This is a genomic window from Xanthomonas cassavae CFBP 4642, from assembly GCF_000454545.1.
Classification (GTDB): Bacteria; Pseudomonadota; Gammaproteobacteria; order Xanthomonadales; family Xanthomonadaceae; genus Xanthomonas; species Xanthomonas cassavae.
This window is the reverse complement of the sequence record NZ_CM002139.1, coordinates 1854669-1871842: the sequence shown is the minus strand read 5'-3', so window position 1 is coordinate 1871842 and position 17174 is coordinate 1854669. Positions and strand designations below refer to the sequence as shown.

At 65.8% G+C, this 17174-nt stretch carries 8 protein-coding genes and 1 pseudogene; 4 read left to right on the top strand and 5 right to left on the bottom strand.

Features of this window, described 5'->3' with window-relative positions; translation table 11 throughout:
• Positions 1 to 78: 78 nt before the first annotated feature.
• The 4 genes from gcvP (at position 79) to XCSCFBP4642_RS0108350 (ending at position 8418) form a co-directional block, all read left to right on the top strand.
• Positions 79 to 3063: an aminomethyl-transferring glycine dehydrogenase gene (gene gcvP / locus XCSCFBP4642_RS0108365; RefSeq protein ID WP_029219389.1), complete on the top strand. Its 2985-nt coding sequence runs from the start codon at positions 79 to 81 to the stop codon at positions 3061 to 3063.
• A 428-nt stretch (positions 3064 to 3491) separates the two neighbouring features.
• The gene (locus XCSCFBP4642_RS0108360; protein ID WP_029219388.1) at positions 3492 to 5114 is read left to right on the top strand and encodes a carboxylesterase/lipase family protein; all 1623 of its coding nucleotides are present in this window, start codon (positions 3492 to 3494) and stop codon (positions 5112 to 5114) included.
• 137 nt (positions 5115 to 5251) lie between these two features.
• The gene (locus tag XCSCFBP4642_RS0108355) at positions 5252 to 6106 is read left to right on the top strand and encodes an aldo/keto reductase (protein ID WP_029219387.1); all 855 of its coding nucleotides are present in this window, start codon (positions 5252 to 5254) and stop codon (positions 6104 to 6106) included.
• 209 nt (positions 6107 to 6315) lie between these two features.
• The gene (locus XCSCFBP4642_RS0108350; RefSeq protein WP_029219386.1) at positions 6316 to 8418 is read left to right on the top strand and encodes a catalase; all 2103 of its coding nucleotides are present in this window, start codon (positions 6316 to 6318) and stop codon (positions 8416 to 8418) included.
• A 747-nt stretch (positions 8419 to 9165) separates the two neighbouring features.
• Here the strand turns inward: XCSCFBP4642_RS0108350 and XCSCFBP4642_RS0108345 are convergent.
• From XCSCFBP4642_RS0108345 to XCSCFBP4642_RS30965, 5 genes and pseudogenes are all read right to left on the bottom strand, one after another.
• Positions 9166 to 9891 carry an AraC family transcriptional regulator gene (locus tag XCSCFBP4642_RS0108345; protein WP_029219385.1) on the bottom strand — a complete coding sequence of 242 codons (726 nt, stop codon included), beginning with the start codon at positions 9889 to 9891 and terminating at the stop codon, positions 9166 to 9168.
• Between the two features lie 123 nt (positions 9892 to 10014).
• Positions 10015 to 10500: a hypothetical protein gene (locus XCSCFBP4642_RS0108340; protein ID WP_029219384.1), complete on the bottom strand. Its 486-nt coding sequence runs from the start codon at positions 10498 to 10500 to the stop codon at positions 10015 to 10017.
• Between the two features lie 375 nt (positions 10501 to 10875).
• Complete coding sequence (locus tag XCSCFBP4642_RS0108335; RefSeq protein ID WP_029219383.1) at positions 10876 to 13011, bottom strand: alpha/beta hydrolase family protein; 2136 nt, start codon at positions 13009 to 13011, stop codon at positions 10876 to 10878.
• A gap of 172 nt (positions 13012 to 13183) precedes the next feature.
• Positions 13184 to 14470, bottom strand: a complete 1287-nt coding sequence (locus XCSCFBP4642_RS0108330; protein WP_029219382.1) for a carbohydrate porin — start codon at positions 14468 to 14470, stop codon at positions 13184 to 13186.
• An 18-nt stretch (positions 14471 to 14488) separates the two neighbouring features.
• Positions 14489 to 16443: pseudogene (locus XCSCFBP4642_RS30965) on the bottom strand (membrane-bound PQQ-dependent dehydrogenase, glucose/quinate/shikimate family).
• Between the last annotated feature and the right edge of the window lie 731 nt (positions 16444 to 17174).

Here is a 17174-nt window from a genome sequence, read left to right as displayed (position 1 = left end):
GTGATGGTGCGCCCATGCGCGTCATGCCGGTTGCGGTGCTTCCGACCTTTCGCATGCCCTCTGCCCCGGATGCCCGCCATGTCCCACACTCCGTCTTCCCTGCGCGACCTCGAACACCACAGCGCGTTCGTCGAACGCCATATCGGCCCCAACGACGCAGAAATCGCGCAGATGCTGGAGGTGGTCGGCCACGCCTCGCTGGATGCGATGACCGACGCCATCGTGCCGGGCAACATCAAGTCGCCGGCCGCGCTCGCGCTACCCGAGGCGATCACCGAAGAAGAGGCGCTGGCCAAGATCCGCGCCATCGCCAGCAAGAACCAGGTGCAGCGCAGCTTCATCGGCCAGGGCTATTACGGCACGCATACGCCGAAGGTGATCCTGCGCAACATCCTGGAAAACCCGGCCTGGTACACCGCCTATACGCCGTACCAGGCAGAGATTTCGCAGGGCCGCATGGAGGCGTTGATCAACTTCCAGACCCTGTGCGCGGACCTGACCGGCATGCAGATCGCCAACGCCTCGCTGCTGGACGAAGCCACTGCTGCGGCCGAAGCCATGACACTGGCCAAGCGTTCGGCCAAGTCCAAATCCGATACGTTCTTCGTGCACGACGCGGTGCATCCGCAGACGCTGGAACTGCTGCGCACCCGCGCCGAGCCGTTGGGCATCGTGCTGCGCGTCGGCATGCCGGAAGAAGCCTTGCAGGCCGAGTGCTTCGGCGTACTGCTGCAGTATCCGGACAGCTTCGGGCATATCGGCGATCACGCCGCACTGGCCGATGCGGTGCACGCACAAGGCGGCCTGGTCGCGGTGGCCACCGATCTGCTGGCGCTGACCCTGATCGCCGCGCCCGGCGAATGGGGCGCCGATATCGTGGTCGGCAATTCGCAGCGCTTCGGCGTGCCGTTCGGCTTCGGCGGCCCGCATGCGGCGTTCATGGCCTGCCGCGATGCCTACAAGCGCTCGATGCCGGGCCGGTTGATCGGTGTGTCGATCGATGCCGCCGGCAATCCTGCCTACCGTTTGACGCTGCAGACGCGCGAGCAACATATCCGCCGCGAGAAAGCCACCTCCAACATCTGCACCGCGCAGGTGCTGCTGGCAGTGATGGCCTCGATGTACGCGGTCTACCACGGCCCCGAGGGCCTGACCCGCATCGCGCGTCGTACCCATCGCCTGACGGCGATCCTGGCTGCCGCACTGCGCAGCGCCGGCGTCAACGTGGGTGAGCAGTTCTTCGACACCCTGCACGTCAAGGCGATCGATGCCGATGCCATCCACGCCCGCGCGCGTGCAGCAGGCATCAATCTGCGTGCCATCGACAGCGAAGCAGTGGGCATCAGCCTGGACGAAACCAGCACGCGTGCCGATGTGGTTGCGCTGGCGCAGTTGTTCGGCGCACAGGTCGACGATGCACAAGGATGTGCGAGTGTCGCGGAAGGTAGGATGCCGAGAGCGACGGTGGATGCACTCGATGCCGCCACCGCCGATGCGTTGCCGCAGAGCCTGCTGCGCAGCAGCGCGTTCCTGACGCACCCGGTGTTCAACACCCACCACAGCGAGCACGAACTGCTGCGCTACATGCGCTCGCTGGCCGACAAGGACCTGGCGATGGATCGCACCATGATCCCGCTGGGCAGCTGCACGATGAAGCTCAACGCCACCGCCGAGATGATCCCGGTGACCTGGCCCGAGTTCGGCGCGATCCATCCGCTGGCACCGGCCGAGCAGTCGACCGGCTACGCGCAGCTGATCGAGGAGCTGGAAGCGATGCTGGTCGAGTGCACCGGCTACGACGCGGTCAGCCTGCAGCCGAACTCCGGCGCGCAGGGCGAGTACGCTGGCCTGCTGGCGATCCGCGCCTATCACCGCGCGCGCGGTGAAGCGCATCGCGACATCTGCCTGATTCCCGAATCCGCCCACGGCACCAACCCGGCGTCGGCGCAGATGTGCGGCATGACCGTGGTCGTGACCAAGTGCGATGCCAACGGCAATGTCGATGTCGACGACATCCGTGCCAAGGCGGAAAAGTACTCCGACCGTCTGGCCGCGTTGATGATTACCTACCCGTCCACCCACGGCGTGTTCGAAGAGGACGTGGTGGCGATCTGCGAGGCGGTGCACGCGCATGGCGGCCAGGTCTATACCGACGGCGCCAACATGAATGCCCTGGTCGGCGTGGCCAAACCCGGCAAGTGGGGCTCGGACGTGTCGCACCTCAACCTGCATAAAACCTTCTGCATTCCGCATGGCGGCGGCGGCCCGGGTGTGGGCCCGTGTGCGGTGAAGTCGCACCTCGCACCGTACCTGCCTCGTGCCGGCATCCATGCCGGCGAAGGTCAAACTGCCGCCATCCATGGCGGCGGATTCAACTCCGAAAGCGGGAGTGGAGACTCCTCGCGGATCGGCGGCATGGTCAGCGCGGCAGCCTACGGCTCTGCCTCGATCCTGCCGATCAGCTGGATGTACGTGACCATGATGGGCAGTGGCGGGTTGCGCAAGGCCACGCAAGTGGCACTGCTCAATGCCAACTACATCGCCAAGCGCCTGGCACCGCATTACAAGACGCTGTACACCGGCCGCAACGGCCTAGTGGCGCACGAGTGCATCCTGGACATCCGTCCGCTCGAGAAGACCAGCGGCATCGGTGCCGAGGATATCGCCAAGCGGCTGATCGACTTTGGCTTCCACGCGCCGACGCTGAGCTTCCCGGTGGCCGGCACCTTGATGGTGGAGCCGACCGAAAGCGAATCGCAGCATGAACTGGACCGCTTCATCGACGCGATGATCCAGATCCGCGAAGAGATCCGCGCCATCGAAGACGGCCGCCTGGACCGCGAGGACAACCCGCTCAAGCACGCCCCGCACACTGCAACCCAGGTGTCGGCCAGCGAGTGGACCCACGCCTACCCGCGCGAACTGGCCGCCTTCCCGCTGCCCAGCCTCAAGCAGCAGAAATACTGGCCGCCGGTGGCGCGCGTGGACAACGTCTACGGCGACAAGAACGTGATGTGTGCCTGCATCCCGGTGGATGCGTACAAGGACGACGTGGAGGCGTAAGCGCCACCACCAGGTAAAAAACGCGAAACCCAGCCGGTCACACGGCTGGGTTTTTTTGTTGCCGTGCAGGGACGGGCTGGCGCTGCAGCCGCCAGCACAGGTTTTGCATTCGCCACAGCGGGAGCGATGGGCGGCTTCATGGGCGGCGGTGAAAGATTGCCCTCCCGCGCATGCTGCGCTCATCGCACCGCACTCGACCAGGTGACAGCGATGCCGTCTGCCCCTCGCCAGCGGATGCATCAACACTTCGCGAAGGACGACTGCGCCAGTCGGTACGCATACGTCGTAGGCAGCGATACCCGCTCACGCCCCAGCACCGCGTGTACCCGGCCATCTCATGCCGGAGCCCTACCAGTCACACGTTTGCCTGCCCTACACGTGCAGTGGAGATGATGGCGGACGTCCTCACGCACACGGCAGCCCTGCGCATGCTTCAGCTGAAACACTTCGGCATCCTCCTGCTGGCGGCCTGCACGCTGACCGCGTGCGCGCCACGCCGCCCTGGCGAGGTGCCGGCGTTGGTGCACGCGGCCGATGCGCAGGCCGAGGTGGTGCAGACCGATGCCGGCGCAGTCCGCGGTGTTGCCGGCGCGCAGGGGCGGGTGTTTTTGGGCGTGCCGTTCGCCGCGCCGCCGGTGGGCGCATTGCGCTTTCGCGCGCCGCAGGCGGCACCAGCCTGGAAGGGAGTCCGCGATGCCACCCGGGCCGGGCCGGCGTGCCTGCCGCGTTATCGCTTCGGGCAGAAGCAGGTGTCCGAGGATTGCCTCACCCTCAACGTCTATGCGCCACCCGGCCCTGCGCCGGCGCATCCGCGCGCAGTGATGGTGTGGATCTACGGTGGCGCGCTGGAGCTGGGCAGCAATGTCGACTACGACCTGAGTGCATTGGCGGCGCGGCAGAACGTCATCGTGGTGGCGCCCAATTACCGGCTGGGGGTGTTCGGTTTCTTCGCGCATCCGACGCTGCGTGGCGAAGGCGAAGGCGCATACGGATTGCTCGATCAACAGGCTGCGTTGCGCTGGGTCGGGCGCAATATCGCCGCCTTCGGAGGCGATGCGCACAACGTCACCGTGTTCGGCGAATCGGCCGGTGCCTGGAGCATCTGCTATCAACTGTCCGCACCGGGCGCGGCCGGTCTGTTCCAACGCGCAATCCTGCAGAGCGGCAGTTGCCTGGCCAGCGATTCCAGCCTGCCGCGTGCCGAGGCCGAGCACGGCGGTGTGCGCATGGCGCAGACGCTTGGCTGCGAGCGCACAGGCGATGTTGCCGCGTGCCTGCGCGCGCTGCCCGCCGACAGCGTGGCCGACGCAAAACCGCAGCGCCGTGGCCTGACCGGCAGCGATGCGTGGGCGCCGATGTCCGGCGGCGAGGTGTTGCCGTTGCCGCCCGCCAAGGCAATCGCCAACCTGCAACATGCGCAGGTGCCGGTGCTGATCGGCACCAACCGCAACGAGGGGCGGCTGTTTGCGCAGTTGCTGTCCTACATCGGCAAGCTCAACCTGCGCAGCGGTTACGAGGCCCGGCTCAAGCGCATGCATGCCGACCCTAGCGCGATCATGGCGCGCTACGCGGACGTTGCCGCGCAGTCGCGCTGGGATGCGTTTGCCGACATCGTCACCGATGGCGGATTCGCCTGCCCGACACGCCGGCTGGGCCAGGCCTTGCGCAGCCGCGCGCCGGTGTATGCGTACGAATTCGACGATCCGCAGGCGCCGTACGGCCTGTTGCGCCTGCCTTTCTCGCATCCGCTGGGCGCGTATCACGCGTCCGAGCTGGTGTACCTGTTCCAGCGCCCCTGGGTGCTAAGCGGCACCCCGCGGTTCACTGCCGCGCAGCTGGCGTTCTCCACGACCCTGCAGGACTATTGGGGTGCGTTTGCGCGTACCGGCGACCCGAATGGCGATGGTCGTCCGCCGTGGCCGCGCTTCGATGGCGATGCTCCGTTGATGTTGTCGCCGCAAGGAATCGGGCCAGCCACGGATTTCGTGCAGCGTCACCGCTGTGCGTTCTGGGATGCGCACACGGACGCGCCCTCACCGGCACTGCCGTGACCTTCGCACCGGGATCAGCCGCACGTAACAGGCGATGGGCAACGCTGTCCGTGCCGCCAGGGAAGTCGCACAGTTTGGTCTGTGTCTCATCCGGGCTGTCATTTCGTGCATCGTATCCACCGTTACAGGAGCATTCCATGACCACCGCCACGTCATCCCCCTGCCCCACCGTGCAACTCCGCAACGGGCGGCAGGCGCCGGCACTCGGCCTGGGTTCCTGGAATCTGGGCCAGGGCCGGCATCCACAGCAGCAGGAGATCGACGCCTTGCAGGCCGGCCAGCAGCTGGGCATGCGCCTGATCGATACCGCCGAGATGTATGGCAATGGCCGTTCCGAGCAATTGATCAGCCAGGCCATTGATACCGCGCAGCCGCCGTACCTGGTGTCCAAGGTACTGCCGAGCAACGCCAGCGCACGCGGTATCGCGCGCGCCTGCGAGGCCAGCCTGCAACGCTTGGGCGTGCGCAGCCTGGATCTTTACCTGTTGCACTGGCGGGGTGGCAGCGATTTGACTGAGGTGGTGCATGCCTTCGAAGCACTGCGCGACGCTGGCAAGATCCGTGACTGGGGCGTATCGAATTTCGACGTCGACGACATGGAAGACCTCTGGGCCGTCCATGGTGGGCAGCGTTGCCTGGTCAACCAGGTGCTGTATCACGCCGGCAGCCGCGGGATCGAATTCGACCTGTTGCCATGGTGCGCGGAGCAGGCGGTGACCGTGATGGCGTATTCGCCATTGGGGAGCCGTACCTTGCTGGATCATGCGGTGCTGCACGCCATCGGCAAGCGGCGCGGTGTCGCCGCGACCGCCGTCGCGCTGGCCTGGGCAATCCGCAGTGGCAAGGTGATCGCCATCCCGGAATCCGGAACGCCCGAGCATGTGCGTGCGAATGCAGCGGCCTGCAGCCTGCATCTGGAGGCGCAGGATCTTGAAGAACTGGATCGCACATTTGCTCCTCCTACGCGCAAGCAGGCGCTGGATTTGCTGTAAGCCTGTTGCCCCGCCGCATCGCGGAGGTGCCATCACGTTGGCAGCAGTGCGGTGCACCGCAGAGCACCGACGTGCGGTAGCGCACGCTTTGCGCCGTTGCAATACTCGCGTGTGAGTATTCGTTCGCATGCAGACACGCGCAATTAACGGCGGCACTCGCAGGCTCGATGGGATAGCTCGCCTCTTAAGCCCGCCAACGTGGAGTTCCCATGGCCAAGTCCCCCAAATCCGTACAGCCGCCTGCTGTCGGCAATTCCGCAACTACGCATGACGTGCGTGGCACCGGCGACGAATTGCACCAGAAAGCCGGCGGTACCCATCCGCAGCTGACCACCAACCAGGGCATTCCGGTTGGCGACAACCAGAACTCGCTGCGCGCAACGCCGCGCGGGCCGACGTTGCTGGAAGACTTCATCCTGCGCGAAAAGATCACGCATTTCGATCACGAACGTATCCCCGAGCGCATCGTGCATGCGCGCGGCAGTGCGGCGCACGGCTATTTCGAGCTGACCAAATCGTTGAGCCAGTACACCACTGCCAAGATCTTCACCGAAGTGGGCGAGAAGACGCCGTTGTTCACGCGTTTTTCCACCGTCGCCGGGGGTGCCGGCTCGGTGGATACGCCGCGCGATGTCCGCGGCTTTGCAGTGAAGTTCTACACCAAGGAAGGCAATTGGGATCTGGTGGGCAACAACATCCCGGTGTTCTTCATTCAGGACGCGATGAAGTTTCCGGATCTGATCCATGCGGTGAAGATGGAGCCGGATCGCGGTTTCCCGCAGGCGGCCAGCGCGCACGACACGTTCTGGGATTTCATTTCGCTGTCGCCCGAATCCATGCACATGATCATGTGGGCGATGAGCGACCGCACCATTCCGCGCTCGCTGCGCATGATCGAAGGCTTCGGCATCCACAGCTTCCGCTTCCTCAATGAGAAGGGCGACAGCACGTTCGTCAAATTCCATTGGCGCCCCAAGCTTGGTCTGCAATCCACCATCTGGGACGAGGCGGTGAAGATCGCCGGCGCCGACCCGGACTTCCAGCGCCGCGACCTGTTCGAAGCCATCCAGAACGGCGACTTCCCGGAATGGGAATTGGGCGTGCAGCTCTTCACCGAAGCGGAGGCCGACGCCTTCCCGTTCGATCATCTGGATTCCACCAAGGTCATCCCGGAAGAACTGGTGCCGCTGCAGATCGTCGGCCGCATGGTGCTGGACCGCTGGCCGGACAACTTCTTCGCAGAGACCGAGCAGGTGGCGTACTGCCCGGCCAACATCGTGCCCGGCATCGACTTCAGCAACGATCCGCTGCTGCAGGGCCGCCTGTTCTCGTATCTGGATACGCAGCTGAGCCGCCTGGGTGGGCCGAACTTCCACCAGATCCCGATCAACGCGCCCAAGTGCCCATTCGCCAACAACCAACGCGATGGACATATGCAGATGGGCGTGCCGAAGGGCCGCGTGGCCTACGAACCGAGCTCGTTGCAGGCAGATGCGCCGCGTGAGGCGCTGCGTGGCTTCCCCAGCCACGCCACACCGGCCGAGGATGGCGCAAAGGGCCGCGTGCGTGCGGAAAGCTTTGGCGACCATTACAGCCAGGCGCGGCTGTTCTTCCGCAGCCAGACTGCACCGGAGCAGGCACATATTGCCTCGGCATTGGTGTTCGAACTGTCCAAGGTGGAAACCGCGCATGTGCGTGAGGCCATCGTGGGTCACCTGCGACACATCGACGAAAGCCTGGCCAAACGTGTGGCCGACGGGATGGGCATGACCCGCCTGCCGCCTGCCCCGCCCGCCGCCGTTGCGCCCACCGACATGCCGTTGTCGCCCGCCCTGCAGCTGATCGGCAAGATGAGGGACACCTTGCAGGGTCGCACGGTAGGCATCCTGATCCACGACGGTTCCGATGCCGCCGCCATCAAGGCCGTGCGCAAGGCGGCCGAGGCCGCAGGTGCCACAGTCAAGATCGTGGCGCCCAAACTCGGCGGTGCCAAGCTCAGCGATGGCAAGCAGCTGGCCGCCGACGGACAGCTGGCCGGTACGCCGTCGATCATGTTCGATGCAGTGGCGGTACTGTTGTCCTCGGAAGCAGCGAAGCTGTTGACCAACGAATCGGCCGCACTGGATTTCGTCAGCAACGCCTGGGCACATCTGAAAGCCATTGCCTTCGACGACGGTGCGCAGCTGCTGCTCAAGGCAGGCAATGTCGGCAAGGACGCAGGCATCGTTCCGGCCGCCGACACCAAGGCCTTCATCGCTGCGGCCAAGACCCGCCAGTGGGCACGCGAACCGAAGGTGCGCATGCTGGCGTAACCGCATCCGCATGGGCTGCACAGGCTCGGGCGCGAACGACTTTCGCGTCGTTCGCGCCCAAGTCGTTTATGCGGGCAGCGATTCATCCTCAACGGAAGAACGGAAGATCAGCGCATCCTCTGCGACGGCCGCCCTTCAACCAGGCTTCTGGCGGCCGCTCATAAACGACGCTGCGATTTGTAACCCCGGCTGTCTTTACGTTGTTGTACGATCGTGTCTTTGGGGTGTCGGCGCGCGCGGCCAGGTCGGCAGTAGAGCGGCGGGCTGCGGTTAGGCTGCAAGGTCCTTGCCCGCCTACCATCGCAGGACACGCCGCAAATACGTCCTTGTAGGCTATTACGCGACGATGGGCGGGCAAGGACCCGTCGAGATGGTCGGTGCGCAAAGTTAAGAGCAGTGCACGATGCGCATTGTTCGCTACTGATGTGCCGACGCAATGTCAGACGCACGTCGAGCGATAGGCAGCTTTTCACCCGGCCACCGACCAACTTTTTGGTGCGGTGCCCTCGCCGATTGCGGGACCGTGTGGCGGCATGGATGCCGCCACCGAGCCTCCATGGACGGATTCACGGCGTGTCCCGCAAGCGGCGAGGGCACCGCACACTCAACGAACCAGACTTTTGACTGCATCTACCAAACGAGACCGCAACCCGGAATCCCGCTGGATTCACGCAGTGCTCGGCACGCGGTAAGGGAGCCACGTGCTCGGCTGACTCAGCAACTGAGCCGTCGTCTTGCTCAGGCGCGCTAAGCCGGTTCGGCAGGAAACTGCGCCGCGTTCGCCAGCGCGCGGTACTCGCGTGGCGTCATGCCGACCGCCAGCTTGAACTGCCGTGCGAAGGCGCTCTGATCGCTGAAACCGCAGGCATGCCCGATTTCGGTGAGGCTCTTGTTTCCGTGCAGCAGATGCATCGCCATCTGCAGGCGTAGCTTGGCCAGCACCTGCTGCGGGGTGAGCTGGAACACCTTGCGGAACAAACGCTGCAGCTTGGACATCGAAAACCCGGTGATCTCCACCAGCGCCTGCATGCGCACGTTCTGCGCGTAGTTGGCATTGAGGTAGGCCAGCGCCAGGCGCAGCTTTTCGTACTGCGATTCGTGCCCGTCCTGCGGGCCCAGGTCGCGCGAGATGCCGATGATGCCCTGCACCTTGCCCTCCACCAGCAAGGGACGCTTGCAGGTAAGGCACCATCCCGGCTCGCGATTGGCGAACAGGTGCAGTTCCAGCAGGTTGTCGATCACTGCGCCGGCCAGTACCTGTTCGTCCTGATTGGCATAGTTGGCGCCAAGCCCGCTCGGGTAGACCTCGGCAACGCGCTTGCCGATCAGGTCCTTGCGCGATTTCAGCCCCAGCCGCCGCAGCATGGTCTGGTTGACGTGGGTGTAGCGGCCCTCGCGATCCTTGACGAAGAACAGCACGTCCGGCACGGCATCGAACAACGCTTCCAGATCGGCAGGATCGATGCTCTTCATGCAGGACGGTAGGCTCATGACCAGAAAAGGCGCGGCGATCGGACGGCGAGGCCGCAATCCCGGCGAACACCATCAGCGCGCGGCCTCATGATACGCCGCACAGACCGCGCGGCTTGCAGGCGCCTAGCGCGGATCTTCGGCCACGGTGGGCGTGGCTGCCGAGGAGCCGGCCTTGGCGCTGTCCAGCGAGGCACTGGTGGCGCCCATGTGATCGGCCGGGGTGCGGCGCGCCGTCCAGGCCTGCACGACCGCCGCGCCGGACTGCGACCCCACCTGCACACGCAGACGCGCGCCGGCGGTGGGTGCGACGAATTCGATTTCGCAATCGCCTGCCGCCATGCAGCTGTCGGCAGCCAGCGGATCGACCGGCTGCCAGCCCTGCTCGGCGAGCGCCTGCGAGAACGCGCGGTAGTTCATGCCCGACTTCAGCGTTGCCGGCAATGGCACCAGCAGCTCGCTGTTGGCCACATCGTTCGTCGTGCCGGCCACAGGCGTCGCGCTGACCTGCCTATGTGCAGCGGCCCCCGCCGCAGGCCGCGGTACGACGCTCCAGGCAGGGCTGAACGTCAGGGCGAGCGCCAACATGGCGGGGCGGGCAAACGTGCGCATACGCAACATCCTTGCGATCCTGGCAGGGCTTGGGAAAGTTAAGGAAGCGCTATTCTGACACGTCCACCTAACGTGCGGGAGAGGACACGGCTGGCCGATCAGCTGCCATTGCGCCGCCGGTATGCGGCAAGCGAGCTCATCGTTGAGTGCTTTGTCTACGGCATGCGGGGGAAGCAGGCGCTGCGCCTGCACGCCACACAGAGAAGCGCAGCGCTGCGTTGATTGCATGTGGCGCAGTCGCCTGCGGTGCGGCCCGGAAGATAACGCTTTGTTGCAAGCCCATTGAAACGTCGCCGCAGATCGATCCACATTGCCCGCAACGGTTGACCATCATCCCGGCACGCCGCGCTGCGCGACATGCCGGGATGGCTCAGCTTACTGGCCGATATGCTGCTTCAACCAGCCGTTGACGGTGTCGTGCCACAGGATGCTGTTGTCCGGCTTGAGCACCCAGTGATTCTCGTCCGGGAAATACAGGAACTTGGAGTCGATGCCCTTGCGCTGCAGCGCGGTGAACGCGGCCAGGCCCTGTTCGACGGGAATACGGAAATCCTGCTGGCCGTGGATGACCAGCATCGGCACCTTCCACTTGTCCACGTGCAGCACCGGGTTGAACTTCTCGTAGCCGGCCGGGTTCTGCCAGGGCGTACCGCCGTTTTCCCATTCGCTGAACCACAGTTCCTCGGTGGCGTAGCCCATGGTGCGGTTGTCGAACACGCCGTCATGGTCGACCAGGCACTTCCAGGGGTGGTTTCCGTCTTTGTCAAGCCACGTCCCGGCCATCCAATAGACCATGTAGCCGCCATAGCTGGCACCCAGCGCGCAGGCCTTGTCGCCGTTGAGGAAGCCGTACTGCTTCTGCGCGGCGGCCCAGCCCTTCTGCAGGTCTTCCAGCGGGCGGTCGCCCCAATGCTGGCTGATCGCATCGGTGAATTCCTGGCCGTAGCCGGTGGAGCCGTGGAAGTCGATCATCACCACCGCATAGCCCTGACCGGCGTAGGTCTGCGGATTCCAGCGGTTGCTCCAGCCGTTGCCGAAGCTGCCCTGCGGGCCGCCATGGATCAGGAACGCCACCGGGTAGGTCTTGCCTTCCTGGTAGTTGTACGGCTTGACCACGTAGCCGTGCACGGTGTCGTTGTTCCAGCCCTTGAACTGGAACTGCTCGTAGTCGCCGAACTGCACGTCCGGCAGCAGCTCGCCGGCGCTCTGGGTGATCGCACGCAGACCCTGGCCCTGCACATCGCTGACAAAGACCTGGTCGCCGCTCTTGAGCGAGTTGCGGGTGAACGCCAGCGTGTTGCCGGCCAGGGTCGGCGCATGCACGCTGCCCTCGCCCACCAGCTTGGTCGCCTGGCCGCTGGCGATGTCGATCTTGAACAACGGATGCTCGCCGAGGTCGTCGGCGCTGGTGTAGAGGCTGGCGCCATCGGCGCTCAAGACGATCTCGCCGGCCGAGCGGTCCCACTTGGGAGCGATCTCGCGGCTCTTGCCGCTGACCACGTCCATCGCCATCAGGCCGAAGCGGTCGGCTTCGAAACCGGGGCGCTTCATCGCGCGGTAGTACAGCGTCTTGCCGTCGCTGCTGAATACCGGGCCGGCATCCCAGGCCGGGTTGGACGCGGTCAGATTGACCGGCGCGGCCTTGCCGGCCGCATCCAGGCGGTACAGGTCGAAGTTGGTCTGCCACGGCTCGTCGTTGCCGGTGGGCTTGGCGCCGGCGGTTGCCTTCTTGCCGGTCTCCGGCCCATGCGGCTGCGGCACGCGCACGCTGGCGACCACACTGCCGCCGTCGGGCGACCAGGCGTAATCGTCTTTGCTGCCGAACGGCTTGGAGGGCGCATCGCCGGCCAGCGTGGCGCTGATCGCCGAGGCGCCGGCCACGGCCTTGCCGCCGGCAGACGGCAGGTCGGCGACGAACAAGGTGTTGCGGCGCCCATCGTTCCAGGTATCCCAATGCCGCACGAACAACTGGTCGTAGACCACGCCGCTGGCCTTGCTGTTCTTGCGCTCGCCCAACTTCTTCTTGGTACAGCCCAGGTCCGAACCGCAGTCCTGGAACACGCCCGCACTGAAGGCGATGCGCTTGCCGTCAGGGGAGAGCCTGTAGCTGTCCACATCCACCGCAAAGGCGGTCAATTGCTGCGGCGCGCCGCCGGCCAGCGGCTGCGCGTACAGCTGCTGCGTACCGGATTTACTGCTGAGGAAGTACACCGTCTTGCCGTCCGGCGACAGCGCCGGGCTGTTGACGTTCCAGCCGTCGGGAGTGAGCCGCCTGGGCGGCGCGGCATCGCGGGTACGCAGATTGCGCGTCCACAGGCCGGTGGCCGGCTTGCCGTTGCTGCTCTTGGCCTGCCGCTTGGCGAACACCAGCACGCTGCCGTCGGGACTGAGCGTGGGCGAAGACACCCGGTCCAGCGCGACCATGTCGCGCACATCGAATCCGCGCGCAGCGGCAAGACTTGGCAAGGCGGTCAACAGACACAGGGGCAGCACGGCGTAACGAAGCTTCATCGAGAGTTCCTGCAACGGCAAAATGTCGATGGTAGGCGTTGCTGCGGCGCACGCGCAAAGGCACAAGGTCATGCACCCGCAGGCGCCGCACGTGGCCGCCCTGCACGGCGCCGAATGCGCACAGCGCGCAGTGCGCCGTGCGGCAACGGCGCGCCACGCTGTGGGCACGCACTCAGAACGTGAGTTTGGCCTGCAGCCCGACCACCACCGCGTTACGCGTGTGGGTATAGGCGTAGGTCCCGGAGTTGACGATGTATTGCAGGTCCGGGCGCACCATCAGCCACGGCGTGATCTGCGCGCTGTAGGCGAGCTCGTAGAGCTCTTCGGCGGCGCTCAGCCCGGCCAGTGGCGAATCGGCTGCCACGCCGGCCTCCAACAACCCGGCGCGGCGTGCATCGAGCAACCGATGATTGATCCTGCCGGCCACATAGCCGAGTGCGATGCGGTCCTGCGTGCGTGTGCCGATACCCTGGTACACCCCGCCGGCCGGATACCACCGTGTCATCAGCGCACTGTCGTGGTCGCTGGCCATGGACTGGGCGAATCCGGTCAGGCAGATGCTGGGGTCCGCTCCCGGGGTGAACAGTTTCTGTTCGACCAGCAGATAGGCGCCGTCGCGGCCGGTGCTGCGGCTGGTGTCCAGCCCACGCCTGGGTACCGACGAGGAGTCGTAGTAGCCGCCGACCTTGTACACGCCCGGGTAGCGTGCGGTGGCCGGCTTCCAGGTAAATTCGAGCGGAAAGATCGCGCCGGTGGTGCCGCTGGCGAACGGCTCGAACGCGTAGGTGTCGCGGGCACCGAAGCCCAGATTCGGGTTGACCTGAAACCAGCCGGCATGCAGGTTGAGCTGCGGGGTCAGCTGCTGCGCGCCTTCGATGCCCCAGCGCGCGGCCGGATAGTTGTACCAGCCGCTATTGGCCGAGAACGCCAGCGGATGCGCGCAGAACGCGGCATTGACGAAGTTCACCAGCAACGTGTGCGAGGCGAACTGGTTGCCCATCGCATAGAAGCCCAGTTTCAGGTACGTCCTGCCCTGGTTGACGCTGCGGTTGTAGCTGAACTCGCTCAGGCGGGTGTACTGGCCTCCGTACACTTCCTGGATGGGGAAGCGATTGCCGACCAGGTCGGCGGAGGTGCTGCGGCCGCGGCGGTCGTTGATGGTGAGATGCAGGCTGCCACCGCCCCCGCCGGCGAGTTTGGCCATGTCCAGATCCACGCCCACCCGCAGTTGCTGCGCGTAGCGCGCGCTGGTGTTTTCGTAGCCGCCGTCCACCACGCCAAACGTCTCGGACACGTAGTCGCCGCGGACGCTCACGCCTTGCTCGGCCCAGGCGGACCGGTGCCCACCCCAGTCGCCGGTCAGCGTGGTATCGCCCGCGGCGACTGCGGTGGCCGGCAATGCCAGCAACAAGGCGTAGCCCAGCGCACTGCGGCACGGGAGGAAAGACAGACGATGCATCGTCACGGGCAGGCGGTGTCAGCGCGCGTCAGGCAAGCTGTAGGCGATCACGTTATCGCCACGATCGGGCGACTGCCGCGCACCGCCGGCACTGATCACCACGTACTGCTTGCCGGTCTTGTGCGAAACGTAGGTCATCGGCCCGCCCTGACTGCCGACCGGCAGGCGGCCCTTCCAGAGTTCCTTGCCGGTGGCACTGTCGAACGCACGCAGGTAGTAGTCCTGGGTGCCGGCGATGAACACGAGCCCGCCCTGGGTGGACAGCGTGCCGCCCAGCGTGGGCATGCCGATCGGGATCGGCAGATGCATCTTGATGCCGAACGGGCCGGTGTCCTGCACCGTCCCCACCGGCACCTGCCAGGCGATGCTGCGCGTCTTGAGGTCGATCGCGCTGAGCGTGCCGTACGGCGGCGCCTGGCACCGGATACCCAGCGCCGACAGGAAGCGGTTCTTGTTGACCGCATACGGCGTGCCCTTCAGCGGCACCGCGCCCATGCCGGTATTGACTGCCTCGCCACCACCGGCCGCCTCGGCCTTGCGGGTGTCGGCAGGAATCATCTGCACCCACAAGCCCAGGCGCATGTCGTTGGCGAAGATGACGTCATGCACCGGGTCGGTCGACAGGCCTCCCCAGTTCATGCCGCCCAGCGAGCCAGGGAAACTCAGCGAGACATCGGTGCCCGGCGCGGTGTACAGGCCCTCATAACGCATCTGCTTGAACGCGATGCGGCACAGCATCTGGTCGATCGCAGTGGCGCCCCACATGTCCGATTCGGTCAGGTGCTTGGTGCCGATCTGCGGCATGCCGACCGACAGCGGCTGGGTCGGTGCGTACTGCTCGTGTGCAATATCCGAGCCCTTCACCGGTACTTCCCTGACCTCGGTCAGCGGTTTGCCGGTGGCGCGGTCGAGCACGTAGATCTGCCCGGCCTTGGTGCCGATGACCACCGCCGGGGTGTGTCTGCCGTCCTGGTTGGGGAAGTCGATCAGGCTGGGCTGCATCGGCAGGTCGAAGTCCCACAGATCGTTGTGCACGGTCTGGTAGACCACTTTTCCGCACCGGTGGTGGCATCCAGCGCCAGCACCGAGGCGCCGTAACGATGATCGAGCGCGGTGCGCTCGGCGCCGTACAGATCGGTCGACGGCCCGCCCAGTGGCAGGAACACGGTGTTCATCGCCGCGTCGTAGGACATCGGTGCCCATACGTTCGGCGTGCTGCGCACATAGCTGCTGCCGGCGGCCGGCGCCTGGTGATCGTGCGGATTGCCCGGATCGAAGGCCCAGCGCTGCGCGCCGGTGACCACATCGAAGCCGCGCACCACGCCACCCGGCATGTCGGTCTGCACGTTGTCGGCCACGCGTCCGCCCACCACCACGGTGGTGCCGGCCACCAGTGGCGGCGAGGTCAGCTGGTAGAACGGATCCGGCGCAGCGCCCAGGCCGGCCTTGAGATCGACCTGACCGTCGCTGCCGAAGCCCTGGCAGAACGCACCGGTGTCCGCATCCACCGCGATCAGGCGACCATCGATGGTGTTGGTGAACAGGCGGCGCCGGCAGTTGGCGTCCTGCGCCACCGTCACTGCGGCGATCGGCGAGGGATTGGCCACGCTCGGCGTCGGCAACGCCGCGTCGGCGTCGAAGTAGCCCAGGCCACGGCAGCGCCGCCAGACCGACGAGGTCGCATTGATCTCGCGCCGCCACAGCTGCTTGCCGGTACTGGCGTCGAGCGCGATCAGATTATTGTGCGGTGTGCACAGGAACACCTTCTCGCCCACCTGCAGTGGGGTCAGCTGGTCTTCGGCACCGTTGCCGTCGCTGTTGGCGATCTCGCCGGTGTGGTAGGTCCAGGCGACCTGCAGCCGGTCGACGTTGCTGCGGTTGATCTGGTCCAGCGCAGCGAAGCGGCTGCCGCCATCGGTATTGCCGTAGGCGGACCAGTTCTGTGGCACGCTTCCAGGCGGCACCGCCGTCATGCCCGGCCCCGCGTTGCCTGCGACCGGCGGATGCGGCACGAACATGCCGCCGATCCCGGCCACCACCGCCAGCGCCAGCACCGTTGCAACGCCATAGGCCGTGCGCCCGGTCGGCAACGCCCGGCTGCGCCGCAGCGCTGGCCAGGCCAGTGCCACCAGCACGGCGAACGCCGCAGGCAGCATCAGCCGCGAGACCAGCGGCCAGAACTCCAGCCCTGCATCCCACAGCGCCCACACCAGCGTCAGCGCGAAGGCGACGCCGTACACCAGCGCACCGGCCGGCCGCCGCAGCACGATCAGCACCCCGGCCACCGCGGTCGCCAGGCCCATCAAAAGGAAGTACCAGCTGCCGCCCAGGCTGGCCAATCTCGCGCCACCCAGCAGAAAGATCAGCCCCACCAGCGCAATCGGCATGCCCAGCACCAGCAGCAATGCCCGGCCGGGACCGGCACCTTCGATTTCGTTTCCACGTTGCAACACCTCGGTCAGGAGATTCCGCCCCGCACTGCGCCCGGCATTCCGATCTGGATGCTGCAAGGTGCCCGCACGACGGCCAGTAGAGGCAGCATCGCTGCCCACTTTCTGTCACTCCTCTCCCCGGGCCCGCGTATCGCTGGCGAGACCGACACCGGCATGCCCGGCAGACTGACGATAGAGTGTCGCACCGCACCGGGTATTTGCTGCATATCTGAAGTGTTTACCTGCGGAACACTGCAGTCCGCACAGGCACG